This is a genomic window from Micromonospora sp. AB353 (assembly GCF_049538395.1).
Taxonomy (GTDB): Bacteria; Actinomycetota; Actinomycetes; order Mycobacteriales; family Micromonosporaceae; genus Micromonospora; species Micromonospora aurantiaca.
In genome coordinates this window covers 170,272-193,073 of record NZ_JBMVFV010000001.1, presented here as the reverse complement: position 1 = coordinate 193,073, position 22,802 = coordinate 170,272, and the positions used below count along the sequence as shown (strand labels likewise).

The following is a 22,802-nucleotide window of genomic DNA, read 5'->3' as shown; positions in this document are numbered from 1 at the left end:
CTCACACGACAGCGGCCTCGGGCTTGCCGGGTACGCCCACCCCGGCGGCGCCGATGCGGGGTGCGACGGTCTTGGCCCGGCGGTGGCGGGCCCGTTCGGCCGGCCAGCGGCTGACGCAGTGTCCGAGGGCGAGCGTGAAGAAGAGGGTGCGGGCGTTCAGATCACCGGACACACTGGTCACAACGATCTCGAAGGCGAGCAGGGCCAGGACCAGAGCAGCGGTCGGCTCACTCCGGCTCGTCCTCGACAGTAGCCACACCGTCCGGACGACGATCAGGATGAAGAGTCCTCCGACGACCCAACCGGCTTCGGACAGCACCTCGAGCCACAGGTTGTGGGGGTAGGCGACGCGGGGGATGCCGGCGTACTCGGCCCACCTGCCGATGCCGACGCCGCCCGGATGGTCGGCGATGAGGCCGAGGGTGGGCTGGGCCAGGTCCAGCCGCTCCGACGAGTAGGCGGTGTCCGCCGGATCGACGATGAACGCGCCGATGCGTGAGTCCGCGGAGACGAGCCCGAAGGTCACGGCGGCGTAGCCTGCGATCAGGATCGGCGTGAGGACGATCGCGACCCGGGCGAGCCGCTGTTGCCGACCCGCGGTGGCGAAGACCAGTGTGATGCCGATCAACATCGCCACGGCGGGGCCCCGGGAACCGGTCGCGACGAGCCCGGCGGTGAGCAGCAAGCCCGCCGGTATCGCCATCGACCGCGGGATACGACGCTGGTAGACGAGCCAGACCAGCGCGACGGCCGGCGAACCGATGGCGCGGGCCAGCCAGATCGGATTGTTCCCGGCCATGCCGATCGCCCTGCCCGCCCCGTCCACGTCGCCGAGCAGGGCGAACAGAGACAGGCAGAGGCCGGAGATCAGCCACAGCCTGGCCCAGCGAACCACCTGCTCGCGATCGCTGAGCAACGCCGCCGCGAGCGCGGTGAAAAGGGTGAACGTGAACAAATTCTGTGCCTTGCCGATGCCGTACTCGCTGTCCGGTGGCCGCAGGTAGACCACCGTCCCGAAGAGCAGCGCCAGCAGGGCGACGACACCCAGGGCCGGGTGTATCAGCGGCAGGCGGCGTGCGAGCGCGTGGATGATGAACGGCACCGCCACGATCGCGAACAGCTCGTTCAGCGGGAACCCGGTGGTGGGAAGCATCGAGCCGATCAGGAGCAGCACCAGCACGGCAGCCCGCAGATAGTCGCCGGCCGCGGTGGAATCCCGCTGTGGCCGGACGTCCTGCTTCACCGTGACCATCGGTAACCTCCTCCGGTCGCTCAGCTCAGCCGGCTCGCCCGGCGGGATTCACTGGCCACCACCGGGTCAAACCGGTGCGGAGCCGCTCGGTGACGGCCAAACCTCATCGCCGATCGAAGGAACTCTCGGCGCTCCGGGGATCTGCGGTGTCGAATGGTGGGTTCCTCCGGACGAGCCGTTTCCGTAGGCCTTGCGTGACGCCACAGGTAGGGGGTCGTTGTACGGCGTGGGGTCCGGCGCCGAGCCGGCTCACCGGCGGGTGCGAAGGGGTGGCGGCGGATGGGCCTGCGGGCTGCGGTGCGGTCCCGGCTCACGGTCGGCACCCGTGGGGTGATCAGCATCGCCTCGGGAACCGTGGGTGGCCAGCTGCTTCTGCTCGCCGCCGCGCCGGTGTTGGCGCGGATGTACGGCCCGACGGACTTCGGCGTCTTCACCGTGATATCCACCCTGGTGGCGACGCTGGGCACGATCGCGGCGTTCCGCTTCGAGATGGCCGTCCCCCTGCCGGCGCAGGAGCGCGGCGCGCACGGCCTGGTCGCCCTGGGACTGTGCGCCGCGCTGCTGACCGCGCTCGTCGGCACCGCCCTGGTCGCCCTGCTGGGGGATGCGGTGGTCGCCGCCTTCGACGAGCCCGCGCTGCGGACCTGGCTGTGGCTGGTGCCCTGGGCCGCCGCGGCGATGGGCAGCCTGCTGGTGCTCAACCAGATGGCCGTGCGCGGCCGGCGGTACGCGGCGATCGGCCGGCGTAACCTGCTGCAGTCGGTCACGATGCTGCTCATCCAGTTGGGTGCGGGCGCTGTCGGGGTCCGCTCCGGTGGCCTGGCGCTGGGGCTGGCCGGCGGGCAGGTCGCCGGTGCGCTCATGCTGCTGCCGCAGGCACGGCTGGGCAGCGCGGAGGCCAAGGCGGCGCGAAGACCGCGCGAGCTGTGGCGGACCGCGTTGCGGTACCGCCGTTTCCCGCTGGTGCTGACCCCCTCGGGCCTGCTCAACGTGCTGGGCCTGCAGCTACCCGTTCTGCTGGTGGCCTACTGGTACGGCAGCACGACGGCCGGCTGGCTCGGCCTGACCCAACGGGTGCTGGCGGCTCCCGCCGCGCTGCTCGGTGTCGCCGTCGCGCAGGTCTACCTGGGGGAACTGGCGAGGGCGGCCCGGGGCAGCGCCGAGCGGGCCCGGCTGATCTTCCTCGGAGCGAGCCGCAAGCTGGCCCTGATCGCGTTACCCGGCGCGGTCGTCGTCGTCGTCGCGGCGCCCGCCCTCTTCTCGGCCCTCTTCAGCGCGCAGTGGGCGAACAGCGGGTGGTACGCGCAGGCGCTGGCGATCAGCACGGCAGCGCACTTCGTCTCCTCGCCGTTGTCCCAGACCCTCATCGTGTTCGGCCGGCAGGGCCTCCAGCTGATCTGGGACGTGAGCCGCGTCGTGCTCGTCACCGGCGCGGTTGCCGTGAGTGTGTCCACCGGCGCTTCGGCGCTGACCGCGATCTGGGCTTTCGGGCTGGCCGCCGCGCTCGCCTACGCGGTGTTGTGGTTCATGTCGCTGCGTACCGTCACCGTCGCGAGCCGCGCGGCGCGACGGATGCGGCGCGAGGTTGCGGCACCGGCCGGATCGGTGGGCAGGGCCGCCGCGGAGACGACAGCCTGACCAGCTCTGCGTAACCCGGTGACGACCGGGCCGTTGGTCAGCATGACGACCAGCGGGAGAAGCAGCCGCCCGGCAGGTGCGCCCGGCTGCTCCGCTTCCGCGTACTCAGGAACGAATCAGGACATGAAACCTCGACTGCTGATCATCGCGTACGACTTTCCGCCGTCCGAGTCGGTGGGCGCCCGGCGACCCGGTGAGCTGGCCAGGTTCGCCGCCGCGCAGCAGTGGGACGTGCGCGTGCTCACCGCGACTGCGGCACGACCGGACGCGCCGGACGCCAGCGTCCCGGAGAGTCAGATCGTCCGGGCCGCGCCGGTGCCGCGCTCGGCGCAACTCGTCTCGTCGGTACGGCGGGCGGAGGCACGCTCCCGGGTGGGCCGCCGGCAGTTGCTGACCATGCTCGGCGTCATCGGCCGGGAGGTGCTGATCCCGGACGCGTGCGTCAACTGGGTGGTGCCCGCCGTCCGGCAGTTCCTAAGCAGACAGCGAGGCTGGCGGCCGGACGTGATCATGGCGACCAACCCGCCCGCTTCCGCCTATCTGGTGGCCGCGGCGCTGAGCCGACGGCTCGGTGTGCCCTGGGTCGCCGACTACCGGGATCTCTGGACCGTGGGCAACGACTACTGGCCGTACGGTCGGACCCGGATCCGCCGTGCCGTCGACCACTGGATGGAACGGCGACTGCTTCGTTCGGCTGCCGCCTGCGTCACCATCTCCGAGCCGCTGGCCGAAATCATGCGGAACACCTTCGGCGTCGACACCCAGGTGGTGATGAACGGCATCGACCGGCGGCCGTCGCCGGTGGCGGCCGAGGTACCCGACCCGGGAACGGGGCCGGGGGCCAGGACGCTGACGCTGGCGCACACCGGACGGCTCAACCCGGGCAAGCGGGATCCTTCGCCGTTGCTGGACGCCGTCGCGTTGCTCGGGCCGCAGGCCGGCCGGGTGCATGTGGTGTTCGCCGGTGAGGACAACGGGGTGGCGCAGGCCGCCGTCGAGCGTGCCGGGGTCGCCGACTCGGTGACCAACCTGGGTGAGGTGTCGGCCGAGAAGTCGTGGCGTGTCCAGGCCGAGGCCGACGTCCTGGTGCTGGTGATGTGGAAGGACCCACGGGACGCCGGGACGGTGCCGGGGAAGTTCTTCGACTACCTGCGTGCCCGGCGCCCGATTCTGATGATCGGATACCGGGACGGCGTCGTGGCCGGCATCATCCGCTCCCGCCGGGCGGGCTTCGTGTCGAGCGATCCGCGTGAGATCGCCGACCAGCTGCGGGCCTGGCTGGCCGAGAAGGACGACTCCGGGCGGATTCCGGAGTTGCCCGCCTCGATCCTGGACGGCTTCTACCGGGAGGACCAGATGGACAGGTACCTGGGGATCCTCGCCGACACCGCCGCGCAGGGACGCTCGGCGCGCTGAACGCGACGGTGGCGGGCGACCGGAGTCGCCCGCCACCGTCGCGTCGTCACGCCGGCTGTAGCCCGGCGATCCTGGGCTGCTTCCATCGTGCCGCCGCCTCGTGCATCCGGCGGATCATCTCGGGCCAGCCGGGTGGCTCGTAGCCCGTCCTCGTCCGCAGAGCGTCCGCGGACATCGACCGGTCGCAGCGGAAGTCGTCGAAGGGCACGATGGTGCCGGGCCAGCCGTACACGTCGGCGATGAGACCGAGCAGCTCGTACTTGGAGATCGGCTGGGACGCCAGGTGGTAGAGGCCGGTGAGACCGGGATCCGGTAGCACGACGGACCGGAGCACCGAGCTGAACTCGACAGTGGTGACCCCGCTGTAGATCGCTCCCGTGTAGCCCCGCACGACGCCGGTCTGGGCGAGGAACCAGTCCACCAGCGACCGATGGCCCTGCAGCTCGTGGCCGATGATGGAGGTCCGCAGGGTCAGCGCGGTACCGTCCGTCGTCTCGCCGAGCAGCTTTGCCCGGCCGTAGAGATCGACCGGGTCGGGGCGATCGGCCTCGTTGTAGCCGCCCCGCTCGCCCGAGAAGACGCAGTCGGTGCTGACTTGGACGAGCCGGATGCCGCGATCCGCGCAGGCCTCGGCGAGCAGGTGCGGGAACAACGCGTTGACCGCGATGGTGGGCACGGGCTCGGTGGCCGTCGGCCGCTGTTTGATCACGCCCGCACAGTTGACGACCACGTCGGGACGTTTTCGGTCCAACTCCCGCCGGACACCTGCCGCGTCGGTGACGTCGAGACCGACGGTGATCCTTCGCGCGAGTGGCTCGGGGAAGAAGGCACGGACGGCGGCGCCGTCGCGAGCGCAGCCCCGCACGTCGAGTTCCGGATCCCGGCTCAGCTCCCGCATCAGGGTGTGCCCGAGCATCCCGGTCGCGCCGAGGACGAGCAGACGTGTGCTCATCGGGCACCACCGCTGGGTCCGCGCCGCCTGGACCGGGCCGCGTCGCGCAGCAGATCGGCCAGCGCGAACGCGTTGGCCTCCTCGCCGAGGTGGGCGAGGTAGTGGTCCCGGCCGGCCCGGCCCATCGCCCGCAGCCGCTCACGTGGCAGCGCGGCCGCCGTACGGATCGTCTGCGCCAGCTGCACCGGATCACCCGGTGGTGAGCTGAAGCCGGCGCCGGCGGCGTGGACCACCCGCGCCGCGTCGCCGGGCGCGCAGGTGAGCACGGGCTGGGCGCAGGCGAGGATCGACTGCACCTTGCTGGGCAGCGTGACGTGGAACAGCGGCTGGTCGGTCAGCGACACGAGCTGCAGGTCGGCCGCCGCCATCACGGCCGGGACCTGCTCCGGCTCCACCCCGTCGAGGAAGTGGACGGTCTGCAGGTTGAGGTTGGCGGCCAGCGACCGCAGCACCGGCTTCTCGATGCCGCCGCCGAGGAACACCAGGTGCACGTCGGGCAGGTCGCGCAGCTCGGCCATCGCGCGTACGGCCACGTCCAGTCCCTGGGCCGCTCCGTGATTTCCGGCGTACATCAGCACGAACTCGTCGGTCAGGCCGAGGCCGGCCCGGACCCGGGGGTCGGGAGCGGCGGGGCGCATCATCTTCTCGTCGGTCCAGTTGTAGACGACCGACACCCTGTCGGCCGGCACGCCGCGCTCGACGAGCGCGTCCCGCATGCCGGGGGAGGTCGCCGTGACGTGGTGGGCCCAGCGATAGGTCTGGTTGGTGAGCCAGTTCAACGGGGGCTCGGCCAGCCGCCGCGTGACTCCGCCGGACAGGAAGCCGGTCGCGAACACGGAGTCGGGCCAGATGTCCATGACCATCAGGACGTACGGCGTGCCCCAGCGCAGGCGTGCGAGCATGCCTGCGGCAGCGACAGTCGCCGGGGTCGAGTAGACCAGTGTGACGTCGGTGTGGCGTAGCGCCGCCGAGCCCAGCAGCGACGAGGAGAGCGCGAAGCTGGCGAAGTTCGCGCTCCGGCCGACGGCGGAGTGGTTGTGGCTCGGATAGAGGGGGGTGCGCAGCACCCGCAGGTCGCCCTGCATCTCGGTGCTGCGCCGCCAGGCCCGGTATCCCTCGTGGACCTTCCCGGTCGGGTAGTTGGGCACTCCCGTCAGCACGTCCAGCTCCAGCCCCTGGCGGCGCAACGACCGGGCCACCCAGCCCGGCATGGTCGTGGGCTCCGGGTCGAACCACTGGGTGAGGAACGTGACGCGGGGCTGGTCGGCAGCGTCTGGTCGGGCGTCGTGGTCCGCCCGGGCGGGAGATGACATGGTCCGCCTCACCTCGCGTTCGACAGCAGCGGCGAGGCGTGCCGGTCGAGGTGGACACGCACCTCGGGCAGTGCCGACAGCAGGGACATGATCTCCGGTACGCCCAGTCGTGTGGTGTTGTCCGAGGTGTAGTCCGCGCGGTGGTCGCTGACGTTGTCGCCCTCGTCGAAGTAGAGCGAGTAGTTGAGATCCCGGCTGTCGATGGGCACGCGGAGGAACTCGCCGAAGTCCTCGGCGCGCGCCAGTTCCTCGTGGCTGGCCAGGGTCTCGTACATCTTCTCGCCGTGGCGCAGGCCGAGGATGTCGAACTTGGGCGGAACCTCGAAGAGGTTGCACAGCGCGGTGGCCAGGTCGCCGATCGTGCAGGCGGCGGCCTTGCGGATGAAGATGTCGCCGGGCTGGCCGTGGGTGAAGGCGTGCTCGACGAGCTGGACGGAGTCGGCGAGCGACATGAGGAACCGGGTCATCGTCGGTTCGGTCACCGTCGGTGGCATCCCATTCTTGATCTGGTCGATGAACAGGGGGATCACCGAGCCGCGGGAGCACATCACGTTGCCGTAGCGGACCGAGCAGACACGGGTGTGGGCGGCCGGGTTGTTCCGTACGTGGGCCTGGGCCACCTTCTCCATCAGGGCCTTGGTCATGCCCATGGCGTTGACCGGGTACACCGCCTTGTCGGTGCTGAGGAACACCACGGCGGACACCCCGTTGCGGTCGCACGCCTCGACGACGTTCGCGCTGCCGAGCACATTCGTCCGCACGGCCTCCAGCGGGAAGAACTCGCACGAGGGCACCTGCTTGAGCGCCGCCGCGTGGAAGACGTAGTCGACGCCTCGGGACGCCTTTGACACCGCGTCGAGGTCCCGTACGTCGCCGAGGTAGAACCGGACCCGGTCGTCCCGTAGGCGCAGCCGCATCGCCTCCTGCTTGGCTTCGTCCCGGCTCAGCACTCGGACCTCGGCCGCGCCGGCTGCCAGGAGCCGGGCGAGCATGGTCTGCCCGAAGGAACCGGTCCCGCCCGTGATCAGCACTCGGCTGTTCGAAAGTGACGACTGCACATCTTCTCCTCTTGCTCGAACAAAAAGACACCAGGCAGGGGAGTCGCAGTGTGGAAGAATACCGACTAAAACGCCTAAAGGATTGCAAATCGGTATAGAGGGTGTAGCTGGGTCGCCACCGTCTGCGCCGATCGTCGTTCGCCATGTCATCAGGCGACTTCGGATGTTTTAGGTGCTTGATGTGGTTTCGCACTATATTGGCCGTGTAGCCCTCGTGGATCCCCGTATGCGGTCAAACGCGGATCCCTGCCGAAGAGTGACGACCAGACAGGAGCGGACGTGAACCTGCGCACCACCGAGGCTGGCACGACTCCGCGCAGGTGGGCCCTGACCGGGGCGGGCGGATTCCTCGGCTGGCACGTGCGGGTGCTCGCCCTCGCGCTCGGCTGGCCCGAGCCGATCCTGGTCGGCCGGTCCGAGCTCACCGACCCCGAGACGGTGGCGTCCCGCATCGATGGCGTCGACCTGCTGCTACATCTCGCTGGCGTCAACCTCGGGGAGCCCGGCGCCGTCGCGGCCGGCAACCGGGATCTGGCCCGCGTGGTGGCGGACGGGCTTGGTCGCTGCGCCACGCCGCCCGGCAGCGTGGTCTTCGCCAACTCGGTGCTGGCCGGCAACGGCACGCCGTACGGAGACTCCAAGGCGCGGGCCGAGGAGATCCTCCGGGCCGTCCGCCCCGACCTGGTAGACGTCCGGCTGTCGAACCTGTACGGCGAGCACGGCCATCCGCTCCGTAACGGCGTCACCGCGATCTTCTGCGGCCTGCTGGCGGCCGGACGGCAGCCGACGGTGCACGAGGACCGTGAGCTGGACCTGGTCCACGTCACCGATGCGGCCGCCCGGCTGCTCGGCGCGCCGCAGACCGGGCCGTGGGACGCCGCCATGCCGAGTCTGCGGCTCGGCGTCCGCGCGCTCGCCGAGCGCCTGACCCGGTACGCCACCGTGGAGGCCGGCGGGGACGTGCCGGAGCCGGCGGACCGCCATGCGATCCGGCTGTTCAACACCTACCGCTCGCACAGCTTCACCCGTCGATCGACCGGCCGGCTCGCGCGGCCTCTCCGGCCCGCCCGGCTCGCGGCCCTGACTTCCGAAGGGGCGCCCGGCGCCCGGGCCCGGCACGTGCTCGGCCCGGGCGAGAGCTGGGGCGACCGGTTCCATCTGGCGACGGTCCGGCGGCTCGTGGTGACGCGGGGGTCCGCCGAGATCGCGCTGCGCCGCGTCGGGCACCACGAGGTCGTCCGGCTCACCGTCAACGGTGAGCCCGAGGCCGTCCTCGACATTCCGACGATGTGGGCCTGTCGCGTGACGAACAGAGGGTCACGCCAGTCGCCCTGCGTCGTTTGGCACAACGACGTTTCCGATCCGGTAACACCGGACGCCTGGCACCATCTCGTGGACCTTCCGGATCCGGTCGGGAGCGGGAACGGTGGCCTGGCGGTCCTCGCCTGAACCTGGTGGAGAGAACGATGACTTCCCGCATGACCTACCCGGCCGACCGCCTGCCCGAGTTCCTGACACCTCCGGACCCGGGCCGGCGGCCCTCGCCGGCCCGCCCCTACGACCCGTTCAAGCGCGCCTTCGACATCGCCGCGGCCTCGGTGCTGCTGGTCGTCGCGGCGCCACTGCTGCTGGTCGTGGCGGCGGTCGTCCTGGTGACGCTGGGCCGGCCGGTGCTGTTCCGGCATCCCCGCCCGGGCCGTGACGGCGAGCTGTTCCAGATGGTGAAGTTCCGGACCATGCGGCACGTCGACCCGGCCCGCGGCCTGGTCGCGGACGCGGACCGGCTCACCCGGGCCGGACGCTGGCTGCGCGCGTGCAGCCTCGACGAACTTCCCGAGCTGTGGAACGTCCTGCGCGGTGACATGAGTCTGATCGGCCCCCGTCCGCTGCTGGTGCGCTACCTGGACCGGTACACCCCGGAGCAGGCCCGGCGACACGAGGTCCGGCCCGGCATCACCGGGCTCGCCCAGGTTCGTGGTCGCAACAGCCTGACGTGGGAGGACAAGTTCGCGTACGACGTCGAGTACGTCGATAACCGGTCCTTCCTGCTCGACCTGAAGATCCTGGCGGCGACCGTACGCGTGGTGCTCTCCCGGGAGGGGGTGTCCGCGCCCGGCGTCGCGACCGGCTGCGAGTTCCTCGGCACGTCCGCCCACCGCCGGGACGAGGTCTCCGCGGAACCCGGGCCCGACGGGATACCGGTGTTGCCGGTCTGATCAGGCCGGAACGAGGCCCGGACCAGCAGGCACCCACATCCCCGAGTACGCCCCGGCGGTGATCAGGTAGCTCAGTCGGCCGTTGACCCACGCGCTGATGGTGAACGGTGCGGCGGACGGCCGGGAGAAGGTGAAGGTCGCGCTTGTGGCCACGGTCCACGACGAGTCGTACCGGTAGCCGGTGTAGGTGCCGGCGTTGAAGGTGAGGAGTCGCTGCGGCGTGTACGTGTGGGCCACCACGGGCCCGCGCAGCACGCGTTCCCCCGGTGACTCGGGCACGAGGAAGCCGGCCAGCGTTCCGTCGGTGATGCGGTAGTAGATGCCCCGTCCATACACCCGGACGCGCTGGTCCGCGTTCGCCGCCGAGTCGCGCGACAACGTCAGGGTCCGGCGCTGCACCATTGCGCCCGTGGCGTCGAACGTGTAGCCGATGTGGGTTCCTCCGGAGAAGGAGACGAGCCCGGAGACGGCAGGCGCCGGGTAGTCGGACCTGAATAGATCGGCCAGGCCGGCGAAGACGGGCGCCCGTGTCAGAGTGTAGATCTTCAGCATCTGCTGGGCGTGCAGCGCGTGGTAGTTGGCGTAGGCACCCGGGCAGCCGACCGAGTACCGGCTGATCCAGTCCGGGACACGGAAGTCGACGGGCACCCGGTGGTGCAGCGTGGTGGTGGCACCGTCGAACAGGGCCAGGGCCTGCGCGTCAGCGGTGAGCCGCCAGTAGTCGTAGACGCCGTAGATCGCGAAGATGTGCCCGTTGAGAACCCGCTCCCCGGTGACGGCCGCACTGACCGGGTACTCCTCCAGCCACAGGTGGCCGTCGGCGTCCACCCAACTCGCCCACGGAGCGTTCGCGGCCGGTGTGACCAGCAGGCTGGCAAACGTACGGTCGGCGGCCGTCCGCCACTTCGGATCCTCGGTGACCTGGCTCAGGCGGACGAAGAGGCTGAGCAACTGGCCCTGCGCCATGGCGCTGTACCAGGGCGCCACCATGCCGGTCCGCTGGGCGCAGCGCGGGTAGTCGAACCCGTACGGATACCACCAGGCGCCCCGTGACTCGACCTTCCGGTCCAGGTTCCGTTGCGCCTGGGCGAGCGCCCGGTCCAGGAAGAACGAGTCCTGGGTGGCAAGGTAGGTGCGGAGGTTGCTCAGACCCCACTGCGCCTGCACCACCGGGTGGTCGTAGGTGACACCGTTGTAGCGGAAAAGCCGCACGCCCTGGGCGTCGTGCGGAAAGGAGTCGACCCTCGGCGCCAGCGCGGCGTCGTTGTACGGCAGCGCCGCCTCCGGCACGGTCTGCGGCCGGAAGCCGTCGCGGGCGAAGCCGGTCACCGTGTCCGCGCTCTCCGCGTGCGTGGTGGCTGCCGCGTTCGCCGGGGCCGGTCCGGCGAGCAGGCCGATCAGCAGGGTGGCCGTCAGCAGCGAGGTCTTTACCGCAGTTGTCTTCGACATCGCGAACATGCACTGAAAGTAGCCAGGGGGGTGCGCTGTGAAGTCCGCGAATGTCCCTGATCTGACACTGTCGTACGGTGTGCGGCTCCTGGGCTGGAGCGGCCACGTGGCGGAGCGGGAGCGGGGCGTGCCGGTGGGGCGGGTAGAGTCTTGCCGCCCGCACCGGTACCCCGCAAGGAGACCTCGATGCTGCACCTCCGGGTGATCGTGCCTGCGGATTGCGCGGACGAGGTCATCGGGCTGCTGACGGCCGAGCCCGGCGTGACGCACCTCGTGGTGCTGCCCGGCGCCGCCCGCCAGCCCGCTGGCGACTACGTCACCTGCGACGTCGTGCGGGAAAGCGCCGACGGTGTGCTGAGCCGGCTCCAGGAGATGGGTGTCGAGGCGCACGGGGCGGTCGCCGCCGACGACGTGGAGCTGACGCTGTCCGAGGCAGCCGACCGGGCCGCCGAGGAGGCCCCCGGCCACGGCGAGGACGCCGTGGTCTGGGACGAGATCGCCGCGAAGACCGGTGAGCAGACGGTGCTCACCGGCACGTTCCTCGCCCTGATCGTGGTGGCCACCATGATCGCCGGCATCGGCGTGCTGCTCGACCAGCCCATCCTGATCGTCGGCGCGATGGTGGTCGGCCCCGAGTTCGGGCCGCTCGCCGCGTTGAGCGTGGCGCTGCTGCGGCGGCAGCCGCGCGTGGTCGGCCGCTCGGTGCAGGCGCTGACTGTCGGTTTCGTCGTCGCCATGGTGGCCACCGTGCTGAGCACCTGGGCGCTCACCGCGGCCGGTCTGGTCGACCGGGACATGCTGCTGGCCGAGCGGCCGATGACCGACTTCATCTGGCGACCGGACGCGTTGTCGTGGGTCGTGGGCCTGCTCGCCGGTGCCGCCGGCATGCTGTCGCTGACGTCGAAGAAGTCCGGGTCACTCGTGGGTGTGCTGATCTCGGTCACCACCGTGCCGGCGGCGGCGAATGTGGCTGTGGCCTCCGCGTACGGCGTGTGGCACGAGGCGGCCGGCTCGGCCCTCCAACTGGTGATCAACCTGGCCGCGATCGTGCTCGCCGGATTGCTCACGCTCGTGGTGCAGTTGTGCTGGTGGCGGCACGTCGCCCGGCGCGCGCCGCACGCGGTACCGCAGCAGCGGACCGACCGACGGGCCGACCACCGGCCGGACGCGGTCAGCGCCAGCCGTCACCCGCCTCGAGACGCCGGCTGAGCAGCGTCGCCAGCGGCACCGACTCCCCGTCGCGGCCGCCCCGGCCGACCACCAGCGGCGGTGCGCTGGGCAGCGGGTCGGCCCCGAACAGCCGCGCCCGCAGACCCGGCGACACGGCGAGCAGGTAGAAGCGCCCGTCGGTGTCCACCGCGCGGCTGTGCGCCCGGTCCACGTACCAGCCGGTGATCCGCGTGCGGTAGCGACCGCGCCCGTCGTGGCCGGTAGCTGTCAGCCGGTCGGCACGCAGCCCTCGCCGTAGCGCTTCGGCGGCGAACCGGGCCACCAGCTCCGCGGCCTCCGCCTGCTCCGCCGCGCGCTCCCGCGCGGCTGCGTCTGCGTGCGCACGCACCGCGTGGCCGCGCAGCTCTCGCCACCGCTCGTCGTCCTCACCGCCCACGACCGCGAGGGTACGCGGAACTGGTGCCGCCCGGCGTGATCAACTCCAGCTCGCCGAAGTGGTGGTGTCGCGAAGCCTCTGATGCCACCACCTCGGCGAGATTGTGTTGATCAAGGGTGGTGATGCCGCCGTCCCGGTCGTCCCCGCGGCCGTCGTCCTGCGGGGCCGCGTGACCGCGACATGGGCCGGCCCGTAGCGGTTCCCCGGCGGGCGCTGCCGGGCTGAGCCGTTCGTGACCTCAGCCCGGCAGCGGGACGTGTCAGGCCAGCCCGGCGCGGCGCAGCGCCTCCGCCATGGCGTCGTTGACCGGGGCACCGCCACCGCGTCCGGACCGCTGCTGCTGGCCACCGCGCGACGCGCCGCCCTGCCCGCCACCGCGTTGCCCGCCGCCGCCCGAGCCGCCGCGTTGGCCGCCTCCGCTCTGCCCGCCGCCCGAGCTGCCGCCCTGGCCGCCCCGCCCCTGGCCGCCCGGCCGAGGGCTGGCGCCGCCCCGGTCCCGTCGGCCGTCGTCGCCCGCCGGGCGACCGCCACCGGCCGGCGCCTCGTCGTCCAGCCGCAGCGTCAGCGAGATCCGCTTACGCGGCACGTCCACGTCGAGCACCCGGACCTTCACCACGTCGCCGGACTTCACCACGTCGCGCGGGTCCTTGACGAAGGTGTGCGACATGGCTGAGACGTGCACCAGTCCGTCCTGGTGCACGCCCACGTCGACGAACGCGCCGAACGCGGCCACGTTCGTCACCACGCCCTCCAGCACCATGCCGGGCGTCAGGTCGCTGATCTTCTCCACGCCCTCGACGAACGTCGCGGTGCGGAACTCCGGACGCGGGTCGCGACCCGGCTTCTCCAGTTCGGCCAGGATGTCGGTGACGGTGGGCAGGCCGAACGTCTCGTCGACGAAGTCGGTCGCGCGCAGGCCGCGCAGGATGGCCGACTTGCCGATCAGCGCGCGCAGATCCTGCCCGGTGGAGGAGAGGATGCGACGCACCACCGGGTACGACTCCGGGTGCACGCTGGAGGAGTCGAGCGGGTCGTCGCCGCCGGGGATGCGCAGGAAGCCGGCGCACTGTTCGAACGCCTTCGGACCGAGCCGGGGCACCTTCTTCAGCTCCGATCGGGTGCGGAACGGCCCGTTGGCGTCGCGGTGCAGCACGATGTTCTCGGCCAGCCCGGCGCCGATGCCGGACACCCGGGTGAGCAGCGGCGCGGAGGCGGTGTTGACGTCCACGCCGACCGCGTTGACGCAGTCCTCGACCACCGCGTCGAGCGATCGGGACAGCTTCACCTCGGACAGGTCGTGCTGGTACTGCCCGACACCGATCGACCGCGGGTCGATCTTCACCAGCTCGGCCAGCGGGTCCTGGAGGCGGCGGGCGATCGACACCGCGCCGCGCAGCGAGACGTCCAGGCCGGGCAGCTCCTGCGAGGCGTACGCGGAGGCGGAGTAGACCGACGCGCCGGCCTCGGAGACCACCACCTTGGTGAGCTTCAGCTCCGGGTGCCGCTTGATCAGGTCACCGGCCAGCTTGTCGGTCTCCCGGCTGGCGGTGCCATTGCCGATCGCGACCAGCTCGACGCCGTGCGCGGCGGCGAGCGTGGCGAGCGTGTGCAGCGAGGCGTCCCACTGCCGGCGCGGCTCGTGCGGGTAGATCGTGTCGGTGGCGACCACCTTGCCGGTGGCGTCGACCACGGCGACCTTCACGCCGGTCCGCAGGCCCGGGTCGAGGCCCATCGTCGCCCGCGCCCCGGCGGGCGCGGCCAGCAGCAGGTCGCGCAGGTTGGTGGCGAAGACCCGGACGGCCTCCTCCTCGGCCGCCTGCCACAGCCGCATCCGCAGGTCGGCGCCGAGGTGGATGAGGATCCGGGTACGCCAGGCCCAGCGCACCGTGTCGGCCAGCCACTTGTCGGCGGGCCGCCCCTGGTCGCTGATGCCGAAGCGTCCGGCCACGGCGGCCTCGTAGCGGCTAGGTCCGGTGGCCGCGTCGGCGTCGCCGTCGGCCTCCGGATCCATGGTCAGCTCCAGCACGCCCTCCTTCTCGCCCCGGAACACGGCGAGGATGCGGTGCGACGGCAGCTTCGGGTACGGCTCGGCGAAGTCGAAGTAGTCGGCGAACTTCGCCCCGGCGGTCTCCTGACCCTCGCGTACCCGGGAGACCAGCCGGCCCCGCGACCACATCTGCTCGCGCAGCGTGCCGATCAGGTCGGCGTCCTCGGCGAAGCGCTCGATCAGGATGGCCCGCGCCCCGTCCAGTGCGGCAGCGGCGTCCGCGACGCCCCTGTCCGGGTCGGCGAACCCGGCGGCGACCGTCTTCGGGTCCTGCGCCGGGTCGGCCAGGAGGGTGTCCGCGAGCGGCTCCAGTCCGGCCTCGCGGGCGATCTGCGCGCGGGTACGCCGCTTCGGCTTGTAGGGCAGGTAGATGTCCTCCAGGCGGGACTTGGAGTCGGCGGCGAGGATCTGCGCCTCCAGCGCCTCGTCGAGCTTGCCCTGGCTCCGGATCGACTCCAGCACCGCCGCGCGGCGCTCGTCCAGTTCGCGCAGGTAGCGCAGCCGCTCCTCCAGCGTGCGCAGCTGCGCGTCGTCGAGCAGGCCGGTGGCCTCCTTGCGGTAGCGGGCGATGAACGGCACTGTGGCGCCGCCGTCGAGCAGCTCGACTGCCGCCCGCACCTGCCGTTCGGCGACGCCGAGTTCCTCGGCGATCCGCTGGTGCACAGACTGGGTCACGATTGTCATCCGCCTTCTCGGGTGGTTTCCGCCCTGCATTGTGCCGTTCGCCTCCGACCGCCTGTGCCCGGCCCGCCGCCGGCTGCGCTAGCGTGGCGATCATGGAGGCACCTGCGGATCCGCGGGCCCGGCGGCTGTTCGGCGGCAGCGCCCGGGCGCTCGGCGACCTGGCCGCCGGCCCGTTCCGGGCCGACCGGGACCGGATCGTCGGCTCGCCGTTCTTCGCCAGGCTGGGCGGCGTGACCCAGGTGATCAGCCCGGGCGGGTCCGGGCTGCTCGTGCACAACCGGCTCACCCACAGCCTGAAGGTGGCCCAGGTGGCCCGGGCGATCGCCGAGCGGCTCATCGCCGACCCGGCCGACCGGGACCTGCTGGACAAGCTCGGCGGCTGCGACCCGGAGGTGGTGGAGGCCGCCGCGCTCGCGCACGACCTCGGGCACCCGCCGTTCGGGCACCTGGGGGAGCGGGTGCTCGACCGGCTGGCCCGGCAGCGACTCGGGCTGGCCGACGGCTTCGAGGGCAACGCCCAGTCGTACCGGATCGTCACCAGCACCGAGATCCGCGGCGCGGCGACCACCGGGCTGGACCTGACCGCGGCGGTCCGGGCGGCGATGCTGAAGTACCCGTGGACCCGGCTGGACCATCCGGACCCGCATCCGCGCCACCTCGACCCGGCGCCCCGGGGCGCGGCGGCCCCGCCGGAGGACCCGGAGAGCGGTTCGGTGAAGTTCGGCGCGTACCGCACCGAGCTGGACGACCTGCGCCAGGCGCGGGAGCCGTTCGCCGGGCGCATCCCGGACTGGCAGCAGACGCCCGAGGCGTCGGTGATGGACACGGCCGACGACATCGCGTACGCGATCCACGACGTGGAGGACTTCTACCGCGTCGGGGTGCTCCAGCAGGGCGCGGTGGCGGCCGAGCTGATGGCCTGGCAGCGCGAGTGCGGGCACCTGCGGTCGATCACCGCGCCCGCGCTGGAGGCGGCGGGCCGACGGCCGGGAGCAGCGATCGAGCGGCTGCGCCGGCAACTGCACCGCAAGGACGCCTGGATCGCCGACGACGAGGCGTTCGCCGCCGCTGTCGAGCACGTCCGCGAGGAGCTGGTGGAAGGGCTGCTCGCGCTGCCGTTCGACGGCTCGATCGAGGCGGAGCAGTACGTGGCCCGGTTCTCCGCCCGCTGGTCCACCCGCTTCGTGGACGCCATCACGGTGACGCCGGACCCGGACGTCCGCTCCGGGTACGTGCTGCTGGCGAAGGCGCAGTGGCACGAGGTGCAGGTGCTCAAGTTCGTGCACCACCGGTTCGTGCTGGCCCGCCCGGACCTGGCCCTGCACCAGCGCGGCCAGGCCCGGCTGCTGGGCACGCTGGTGGAGGCGCTCTGGGAGTGGCTCCTGGACCCGGACGAGGAGTCCCGGCTGCCGCGCCGCCTGCACGACCTGGTGGAGCTGGCCGAGGCGGAGCTGCACCCGCGTACCCCGGACCGGATCGGCCGGGCCCGGGGCCGGGCCATCATCGACTTCGTCGCGCAGCTCACCGACGGTCAGGCGGTGGCGATGCTCGACGCGTTGTCGGGCCGCTCCGGCGCCTTGTGGACGGACGCATTCGTGCTGTGACCCGCCCGGGCCGACGGCTCGCGGCCCTCGGCCGGCGAGCGGTCAGTCGGCCCCGTGTCCCGCGGCGGCGGCGAGGCGGTCGTGGCCGTAGCCCGGCTCGGGTTGGGACGGGACGGACGGCCGGGGCCCGCACACCCGCTCGATGTACTCCTCCGCCGCGGGAAGGGCGTCGAAGTCGGACCGCAGGGCTGCGACCCGCAGCAGGTCGTGCCAGGTGCCACGGCGGAACGCGGCCTCGCGCTCCCGGCCCTCGATCCGCCAGCCGCAGTGCCGGACGTAGGCGCCGAGACTCGCCCCGTTGAACGGCAGGATGGTGCTGTGCAGGCGCCGGAGCCCGACCTCGTAGAAGGACCAGGCCATGGTGAGCATGATCGCGTCGGTGCCCGCGCCGCGTGGCGTGAGCCCCGGCATCAGCTTGATCCCGGTGAGCGCCCCCTGGTTGTGCCAGTCGATCTCCCACAGGCCGGTGGCCCCCCACGGCTGCCCCGACACCGGGTCGACGACTGTCATCCGCTGGACGCCGGGATTCGCCTGCGAACGCCGTAGCCACTCGGCCTGGGCGTCGCGGGCGACCGGCCAGCCCCAGCCGCCGACGTTGTGCCGCACCTGCTCGTGATTGGCCAGATCGGCCAGGAAGTCAAGGTCTTCGCTTCGGGTGGGACGGATCGACACCAGGCGGCCGTTCAGCATGCTGCTCCTCGATGAGGTGAACGAGCCGGCGGAGGGGACACCGGGACTGACGACGGAGCCGGACGAGGGACGGCTCACCCCAACGGTCTACCAGACATCGAGGGACGACCTCTCGTCAAAACGCCCGACAGGTGGTCAGGCGACCGACTGCCACCACCCGTCCACCGCCGGCGGCTCGTCCACCACCACCCGCTCACCGGGACGCGGCACTGCGAGCCGGACGTCGCGCGCCTTCGCCTCGGCCCAGAGCCGGTCCACCGGCTCGGACCAGTCGTGCAGGGCCAGGTTGAACGTGCCCCAGTGCACCGGCACCAGCAGTCCGCCGCGTACGTCGAGGTGGGCGGCGACCGCCTCCTCCGGGAACATGTGGATGTGCGGCCACGCCCTGTCGTACGCGCCGATCTGCATGAGCGTCAGGTCGAACGGGCCGTGCTCGGCTCCGATAGCGGCGTACCCGTCGAAGTAGCCGGAGTCGCCGGTGTAGAAGACCTTCCGGTGCGTCCCGGTGATCGTCCAGGAGCTCCAGAGCGTGCCGTCGCGGCGCAGCCCGCGCCCGGAGAAGTGCTGCGCGGCGGTCGCGGTGAGCGTCAGGCCGCCGGCCCGGTGGCTCTCCGACCAGTCCAGCTCGACGATGCGGTGCTCGGGTACGCCCCAGCGGGCCAGGTGCGCGCCGACGCCGAGCGGCACCACGAACGGCGCGGACTGGAGGTCGGCCAGCGTGCGGACGGTCTCCATGTCGAGGTGGTCGTAGTGGTCGTGCGAGATCAGCACCGCGTCGAGCGGGGGCAGGTCGGTGAGGCGGACCGGCGGCTCGTGGATGCGCCGGGGGCCGACCAGCCCGGACGGGGAGCACCTGTCGCTCCACACCGGGTCGAGCAGCACCCGCTGTCCCTCGATCTCGACGAGCGTGGAGGCGTGGCCGTACCAGACGACGTTCAGTTCGCGGGCCGGGTCGGCGGCGGTGGGCGCGGCACCCGGACGCAGCAGCGGCACCGGGCTGCCCGGCCGCCGCTTCTGCTTGCCGAAGACCAGCTCCCGGAGCAGGTTGCGGCCCGGGTCGGCGACCATCGTGGCGCTGGCGCCGGCCGGGTTGTGGAACGTGCCGTCGCGGAAGCGCGGTGACCGGGCCGCCCGGTCCGCCCGGGCGCCGGTGAGCCGTCCGCCGAGCTGCGCCGGTACGTCCCGCGCCGCCCAGGCCAGCCCGGCGACGGCGGCCAGCCCGGCGAGCTTCCACACCCGCCCGCCGCGCGTCCGGTCCGGTTCCCGCCCCGTCGGTTCCCGCATGTTCGTCCCCTCCGCCGTGTCCCGTCGTACACGGTAGCCACAGTCGTCCCGGTCCGCCCACGCGACGGCCCGCCCGCGCGACAGCCACCCCCGCGACGGTCAGGGCAGCCGGCGGCGCATCGCGGACGCCACTGTCGCCGCGCGTCCGCCGACGGCGCGGACCACCTGGGACACGTCGGGCAGCCACCCGCCCCGGACCGCCTCGCCGGCCGGGTTGGGCGTGAACACGATGCCCTGGTGTGCGGCGACCGGCGTCCGGGTCAGTCCGGCCCGGCGCATCAGCGGCCCGACCAGCGTGTCGTACACGCCGGGCAGGACGGTGAAGCCGAAGCGCATGACCACGTTGAGCCGGCCCACCGACACCTCCCGGCGCGGCCGGTCGAGGCATCCGACGATGGCCCGCGCCACCCGTTCGGGCGAGGCGATCGGGGGCGGCGGCCGGCCGACGCGGCCCAGGTAGTTGGCCGCCTGCCGGTAGACGGGCGTGTCGACGCTGCCCGGGTTGACCAGGCAGATCGCGACGCCGGGGGTTTCCCGCGCCTCCTGCTGGAGCGTGCGGGCCAGTCCCTGCAGGCCCCACTTGGCGGTCACGTAGCCGCTCATGTAGGGCGCGGTGATGTGCCCGAGCACCGAGCCGGTGAGCACGAGCGTGCCGCCGCCGTCGGCCCGGAACCGGCGCAGCGCCTCCCGGGCCACCGCCGCGGCGGCCAGCAGGTCGGTGCGGACCACCTGCTCGAACACCTCGGCCGGGGTCTCGTCGAAGCGGCCGTAGGACATCACCGCGGCGGTGTGCACCCAGGCGTCGACGCGGCCGAACTCGGCCCGCGCCGCGTCGGCGAGCGCGGCCACCGCGCCGGGCTCGGTCACGTCCGTCGGTACGGCGATCGCGCGGGCGCCGGCCGCCCGGCACTCGTCGCGTACCTCGTCGAGCGTGGCGGGGGAGCGGGCCGCCAGGACCAGCCGGTCCCCGCGGCCCGCCAGTTCCAGAGCGGTCGCCCGGCCGATCCCGCTGGTCGCGCCGGTGACGACCACCGTCCGGGTCACGGCGCGAGCACGACCTTGACGCAGCCGTCCTCCTTCTTCTGGAACATCTCGTACGCGCGCGGCGCGTCGGTCAGCGGCAGCCGGTGGGTCCGCAGGTCCTCGACGCCCAGCGGGTCGTCGTCGCGCTCCAGCAGCGGGATGATCTCGTCGACCCAGCGCCGCACGTGGCACTGGCCCATGCGCAGCTGGATGCCCCTGTCGAACATCTCCATCAGCGGCATCGGGTCCTGCTCGCCGCCGTACACGCCGGAGATCGACACGGTGCCGCCGCGCCGTACGGCCTTGAGCGCGGCGTGCAGCACCACGAGCCGGTCCACGCCGGCCTTGTCGGTCATGGCCTGGGCCAGCTTGTCCGGCAGCAGCCCGGCGGCGGTCTGGGCCATCTTGCCCAGCGGCGCGCCGTGCGCCTCCATGCCGACCGCGTCGATCACCGCGTCCGGGCCGCGCCCGTCGACCAGGTCGATGAGCGTGCCGGGTACGTCGTCGAGCTGGCTGACGTCGAGCACCTCGATGCCGTGGCGGCGGGCCATCTCCAGCCGCTCCGGCACCAGGTCGAGCCCGATCACCCGGCTGGCGCCCAGGTGGCGGCCGATCCGGGCGCTGAACTGCCCGACCGGGCCGAGCCCGAACACGGCGAGCGTGCCGCCGGGCGGGACGTCCGCGTACTTCACCGCCTGCCAGGCGGTGGGCAGGATGTCGGAGAGGTAGAGCCAGCGCTCGTCCGGGCCGGTGTCCGGGATCGTGATCGGGCCGAACTGGGCCTGCGGCACGCGCAGGTACTCGGCCTGGCCGCCGGGGATCGAGCCGTACAGCGAGGTGTAGCCGAACAGGGACGCGCCCTTGCCCTGGCTGGTCACCTGCGTGGTCTCGCACTGCGCGTAGAGCTGCCGCTCGCACATCCAGCACGAGCCGCAGGAGATGTTGAACGGGACGACCACCCGGTCGCCCTTCTTGAGCCGGGTCACGCCGGGCCCGACCTCCTCGACGACGCCCATCGGCTCGTGCCCGAGGATGTCGCCGGGCTTCAGGTACGGCCCGAGCACCTCGTACAGGTGCAGGTCGGAACCGCAGATGGCGGTCGAGGTGATCCGGACGATCGCGTCGGTCGGCTCCTCGATCCGGGGGTCCGGGACGTCCTCCACGCGGACGTCCCGCTTGCCGTGCCAGGTCAGTGCCTTCATGCCTGTATGTCCCCTCTCCGGTGCCGTCCATCGGACTGCTACCCGGCAGCGGGCCGTTGAATCGGCGGCGCCGGTCAGGCGTGCAGGACCGCGAGCACCAGCCGGGCGATCCGGGCGTCGTAGCCCTCGGTGTGGTCGAAGCGGCCGATCCGGCCGACGTCGGTGACGACGTTCAGGGCGGCGTGCACGAGGACGCGGGCGTCCCCGGTCGTGAGTTCCGGGCGTACGGCGCGGAGCAGGCGCACCCACTCCTCGACGTGCAGGCGCTGCGCGCCGCGCAACTGGTGCCGGTCCCGGTCGGGCAGGTTGTTGTTCTCCGCCAGGTAGACCGCGACGAGGTCGCTCTGGGCGAACGCGAAGGCGACGTAGGCCCGTACCACCCGGCGCAGCGCGTCGGCCGGGTCGCTCGCCTCGGCGATCGCGGCGGTCGTGGCCCCGGTCAGGCGGTCGGTGGCGCGGTAGTAGGCGGCCGCGAGCAGGTCGGCCTTGCCGGGGAAGTACCGGTACACGCTCGACGCCTGCATGCCTGCCGCACGCCCGATGTCCTCGACGGCGACGGCGTGGTAGCCGTGGCGGTGGAACAGGCGGATCGCCTCGACGAGCAGCAGCTCGCGGCGCGACGCCGGACGGACCGGCGCGGCGACCGGCGCCGGGTCCGCCGTGGCGTGCGGGCGGGGCGGCGCCGCGGGGGCGTCGGTCCGCAACAGGGTCCAGGCGACGCGGATGAGCAGGCGTTCGGTGTCGGTGCCGGTGGCGGCGGCCCGGTAGGTGGTGACGCTGGCGAAGGCGCTCAGGGCCGCCCTCGTCAGCAGGTCCGCCTGCCCGGCGGTCAGCTCCGGGCGCAGGTCGCGCAGCGGCCCGGCCAGGCGGCCGACGAGCGTGGCCATGCGCGCGGCGAACTCCTGCCGGTGCTCGGCGGTGAGATACCGGCCCTCCCACCGGTACAGCCCGGCCACCCGCCGCCTGTTCACGGCGACCCTGACGAGCGCGCGCAGCAGTTCGTCGAGCCGCCCCCGCGCGTCGTCGGCGGACGGCTGCTCGGACGCGGCGAGCAGCGTGCCGACGACCTCCCGGGTGGCGTGCACGAGGATCGCGTACTTGTTCGGGAAGTGCCGGTAGACGGCCGGCCCGCTGATGCCGACGGCGGCGGCGATCTCGTCGACGGAGACCCCGTGGTAGCCCCGCTCGCAGAACAACTCGGCACCCGCCAGCGCGATACGGGCCTTGCGGTCCTTCGGCCGTCTGGCAGGTGCCCCGGCGGTGTCGCCCACTGCTTGTCGCACCGCTACACGTTAGCGCCACCTTGCGGTGTACCCGCGTCACCCCGGCGTCGCCGCGGCCCCTGGGCGGGGGACAGGCAGACGTCAG

At 72.4% G+C, this 22,802-nt stretch carries 18 protein-coding genes; 6 read left to right on the top strand and 12 right to left on the bottom strand.

The genetic code is table 11. The features are described 5' to 3' along the window. Position 1: 1 nt before the first annotated feature. On the bottom strand, positions 2 to 1,252 hold the full coding sequence (locus tag ACPCK6_RS00925) for an O-antigen ligase family protein (RefSeq protein WP_423480044.1): 1,251 nt from the start codon (positions 1,250 to 1,252) through the stop codon (positions 2 to 4). Positions 1,253 to 1,531: 279 nt separating this feature from the next. Here ACPCK6_RS00925 and ACPCK6_RS00920 point away from each other — a divergent pair, with 279 nt between their 5' ends. After that, positions 1,532 to 2,890, top strand: coding sequence for a lipopolysaccharide biosynthesis protein (locus ACPCK6_RS00920; RefSeq protein WP_423480043.1), 1,359 nt, complete (start codon positions 1,532 to 1,534; stop codon positions 2,888 to 2,890). 123 nt (positions 2,891 to 3,013) lie between these two features. After that, complete coding sequence (locus tag ACPCK6_RS00915; RefSeq protein ID WP_423480042.1) at positions 3,014 to 4,306, top strand: glycosyltransferase; 1,293 nt, start codon at positions 3,014 to 3,016, stop codon at positions 4,304 to 4,306. A gap of 46 nt (positions 4,307 to 4,352) precedes the next feature. On the opposite strand, the gene ACPCK6_RS00910 is transcribed toward ACPCK6_RS00915, so the two are convergent. Genes ACPCK6_RS00910 through ACPCK6_RS00900 form a run of 3 tightly spaced genes read right to left on the bottom strand, consistent with a single transcriptional unit; the run spans position 4,353 to position 7,629 of the window. Then, positions 4,353 to 5,258, bottom strand: coding sequence for a dTDP-4-dehydrorhamnose reductase family protein (locus tag ACPCK6_RS00910; protein WP_423480041.1), 906 nt, complete (start codon positions 5,256 to 5,258; stop codon positions 4,353 to 4,355). Then, positions 5,255 to 6,571: a glycosyltransferase family 4 protein gene (locus ACPCK6_RS00905; RefSeq protein ID WP_423480040.1), complete on the bottom strand. Its 1,317-nt coding sequence runs from the start codon at positions 6,569 to 6,571 to the stop codon at positions 5,255 to 5,257. Before ACPCK6_RS00905 ends, ACPCK6_RS00910 begins: the two co-directional genes overlap by 4 nt. Positions 6,572 to 6,579: 8 nt before the next feature. Further along, on the bottom strand, positions 6,580 to 7,629 hold the full coding sequence (locus ACPCK6_RS00900; protein ID WP_423480039.1) for a polysaccharide biosynthesis protein: 1,050 nt from the start codon (positions 7,627 to 7,629) through the stop codon (positions 6,580 to 6,582). 279 nt (positions 7,630 to 7,908) lie between these two features. On the opposite strand from ACPCK6_RS00900, the gene ACPCK6_RS00895 reads away from it, so the two are divergent. Together ACPCK6_RS00895 and ACPCK6_RS00890 are read left to right on the top strand one after the other, a co-directional pair. Further along, positions 7,909 to 9,078 carry a polysaccharide biosynthesis C-terminal domain-containing protein gene (locus tag ACPCK6_RS00895; protein ID WP_423480038.1) on the top strand — a complete coding sequence of 390 codons (1,170 nt, stop codon included), beginning with the start codon at positions 7,909 to 7,911 and terminating at the stop codon, positions 9,076 to 9,078. Positions 9,079 to 9,095: 17 nt separating this feature from the next. Beyond that, positions 9,096 to 9,845 (top strand): sugar transferase, encoded by a 750-nt coding sequence (locus ACPCK6_RS00890; RefSeq protein WP_423480037.1) that lies wholly within the window; start codon positions 9,096 to 9,098, stop codon positions 9,843 to 9,845. Here the strand turns inward: ACPCK6_RS00890 and ACPCK6_RS00885 are convergent, their stop codons facing one another. Beyond that, entirely contained in the window at positions 9,846 to 11,294 is a 1,449-nt protein-coding gene (locus ACPCK6_RS00885) for a D-glucuronyl C5-epimerase family protein (protein ID WP_423480036.1), read from the bottom strand. Between the two features lie 186 nt (positions 11,295 to 11,480). Here ACPCK6_RS00885 and ACPCK6_RS00880 point away from each other — a divergent pair, with 186 nt between their 5' ends. Continuing rightward, a complete protein-coding gene (locus ACPCK6_RS00880) occupies positions 11,481 to 12,503 on the top strand; it encodes a DUF389 domain-containing protein (RefSeq protein ID WP_423480035.1) in 1,023 nt (340 codons plus the stop codon). On the opposite strand, the gene ACPCK6_RS00875 is transcribed toward ACPCK6_RS00880, so the two are convergent. Both ACPCK6_RS00875 and ACPCK6_RS00870 read right to left on the bottom strand, forming a co-directional pair. Continuing rightward, complete coding sequence (locus tag ACPCK6_RS00875; protein ID WP_423480034.1) at positions 12,466 to 12,900, bottom strand: hypothetical protein; 435 nt, start codon at positions 12,898 to 12,900, stop codon at positions 12,466 to 12,468. The two genes, ACPCK6_RS00880 and ACPCK6_RS00875, sit on opposite strands and share 38 nt — an antisense overlap. Before the next feature lie 259 nt (positions 12,901 to 13,159). Beyond that, complete coding sequence (locus ACPCK6_RS00870) at positions 13,160 to 15,622, bottom strand: Tex family protein (protein WP_423480033.1); 2,463 nt, start codon at positions 15,620 to 15,622, stop codon at positions 13,160 to 13,162. Positions 15,623 to 15,723: 101 nt separating this feature from the next. Between ACPCK6_RS00870 and ACPCK6_RS00865 the strand changes: the two genes are divergently transcribed. Then, on the top strand, positions 15,724 to 17,235 hold the full coding sequence (locus ACPCK6_RS00865; RefSeq protein ID WP_396880597.1) for a deoxyguanosinetriphosphate triphosphohydrolase family protein: 1,512 nt from the start codon (positions 15,724 to 15,726) through the stop codon (positions 17,233 to 17,235). 42 nt (positions 17,236 to 17,277) lie between these two features. Here the strand turns inward: ACPCK6_RS00865 and ACPCK6_RS00860 are convergent, their stop codons facing one another. From ACPCK6_RS00860 to ACPCK6_RS00840, 5 genes are all read right to left on the bottom strand, one after another. Further along, the gene (locus ACPCK6_RS00860) at positions 17,278 to 17,925 is read right to left on the bottom strand and encodes a GNAT family N-acetyltransferase (RefSeq protein ID WP_423480032.1); all 648 of its coding nucleotides are present in this window, start codon (positions 17,923 to 17,925) and stop codon (positions 17,278 to 17,280) included. Between the two features lie 135 nt (positions 17,926 to 18,060). Next, positions 18,061 to 19,209 carry an MBL fold metallo-hydrolase gene (locus ACPCK6_RS00855; RefSeq protein ID WP_423480031.1) on the bottom strand — a complete coding sequence of 383 codons (1,149 nt, stop codon included), beginning with the start codon at positions 19,207 to 19,209 and terminating at the stop codon, positions 18,061 to 18,063. 99 nt (positions 19,210 to 19,308) lie between these two features. Next, positions 19,309 to 20,253: an SDR family NAD(P)-dependent oxidoreductase gene (locus tag ACPCK6_RS00850; RefSeq protein WP_423480030.1), complete on the bottom strand. Its 945-nt coding sequence runs from the start codon at positions 20,251 to 20,253 to the stop codon at positions 19,309 to 19,311. Further along, the gene (locus ACPCK6_RS00845; protein WP_423480029.1) at positions 20,250 to 21,434 is read right to left on the bottom strand and encodes a zinc-dependent alcohol dehydrogenase; all 1,185 of its coding nucleotides are present in this window, start codon (positions 21,432 to 21,434) and stop codon (positions 20,250 to 20,252) included. Before ACPCK6_RS00845 ends, ACPCK6_RS00850 begins: the two co-directional genes overlap by 4 nt. Positions 21,435 to 21,508: 74 nt before the next feature. Next, positions 21,509 to 22,717, bottom strand: a complete 1,209-nt coding sequence (locus ACPCK6_RS00840; protein ID WP_423480028.1) for a TetR/AcrR family transcriptional regulator — start codon at positions 22,715 to 22,717, stop codon at positions 21,509 to 21,511. Positions 22,718 to 22,802 lie beyond the last annotated feature (85 nt).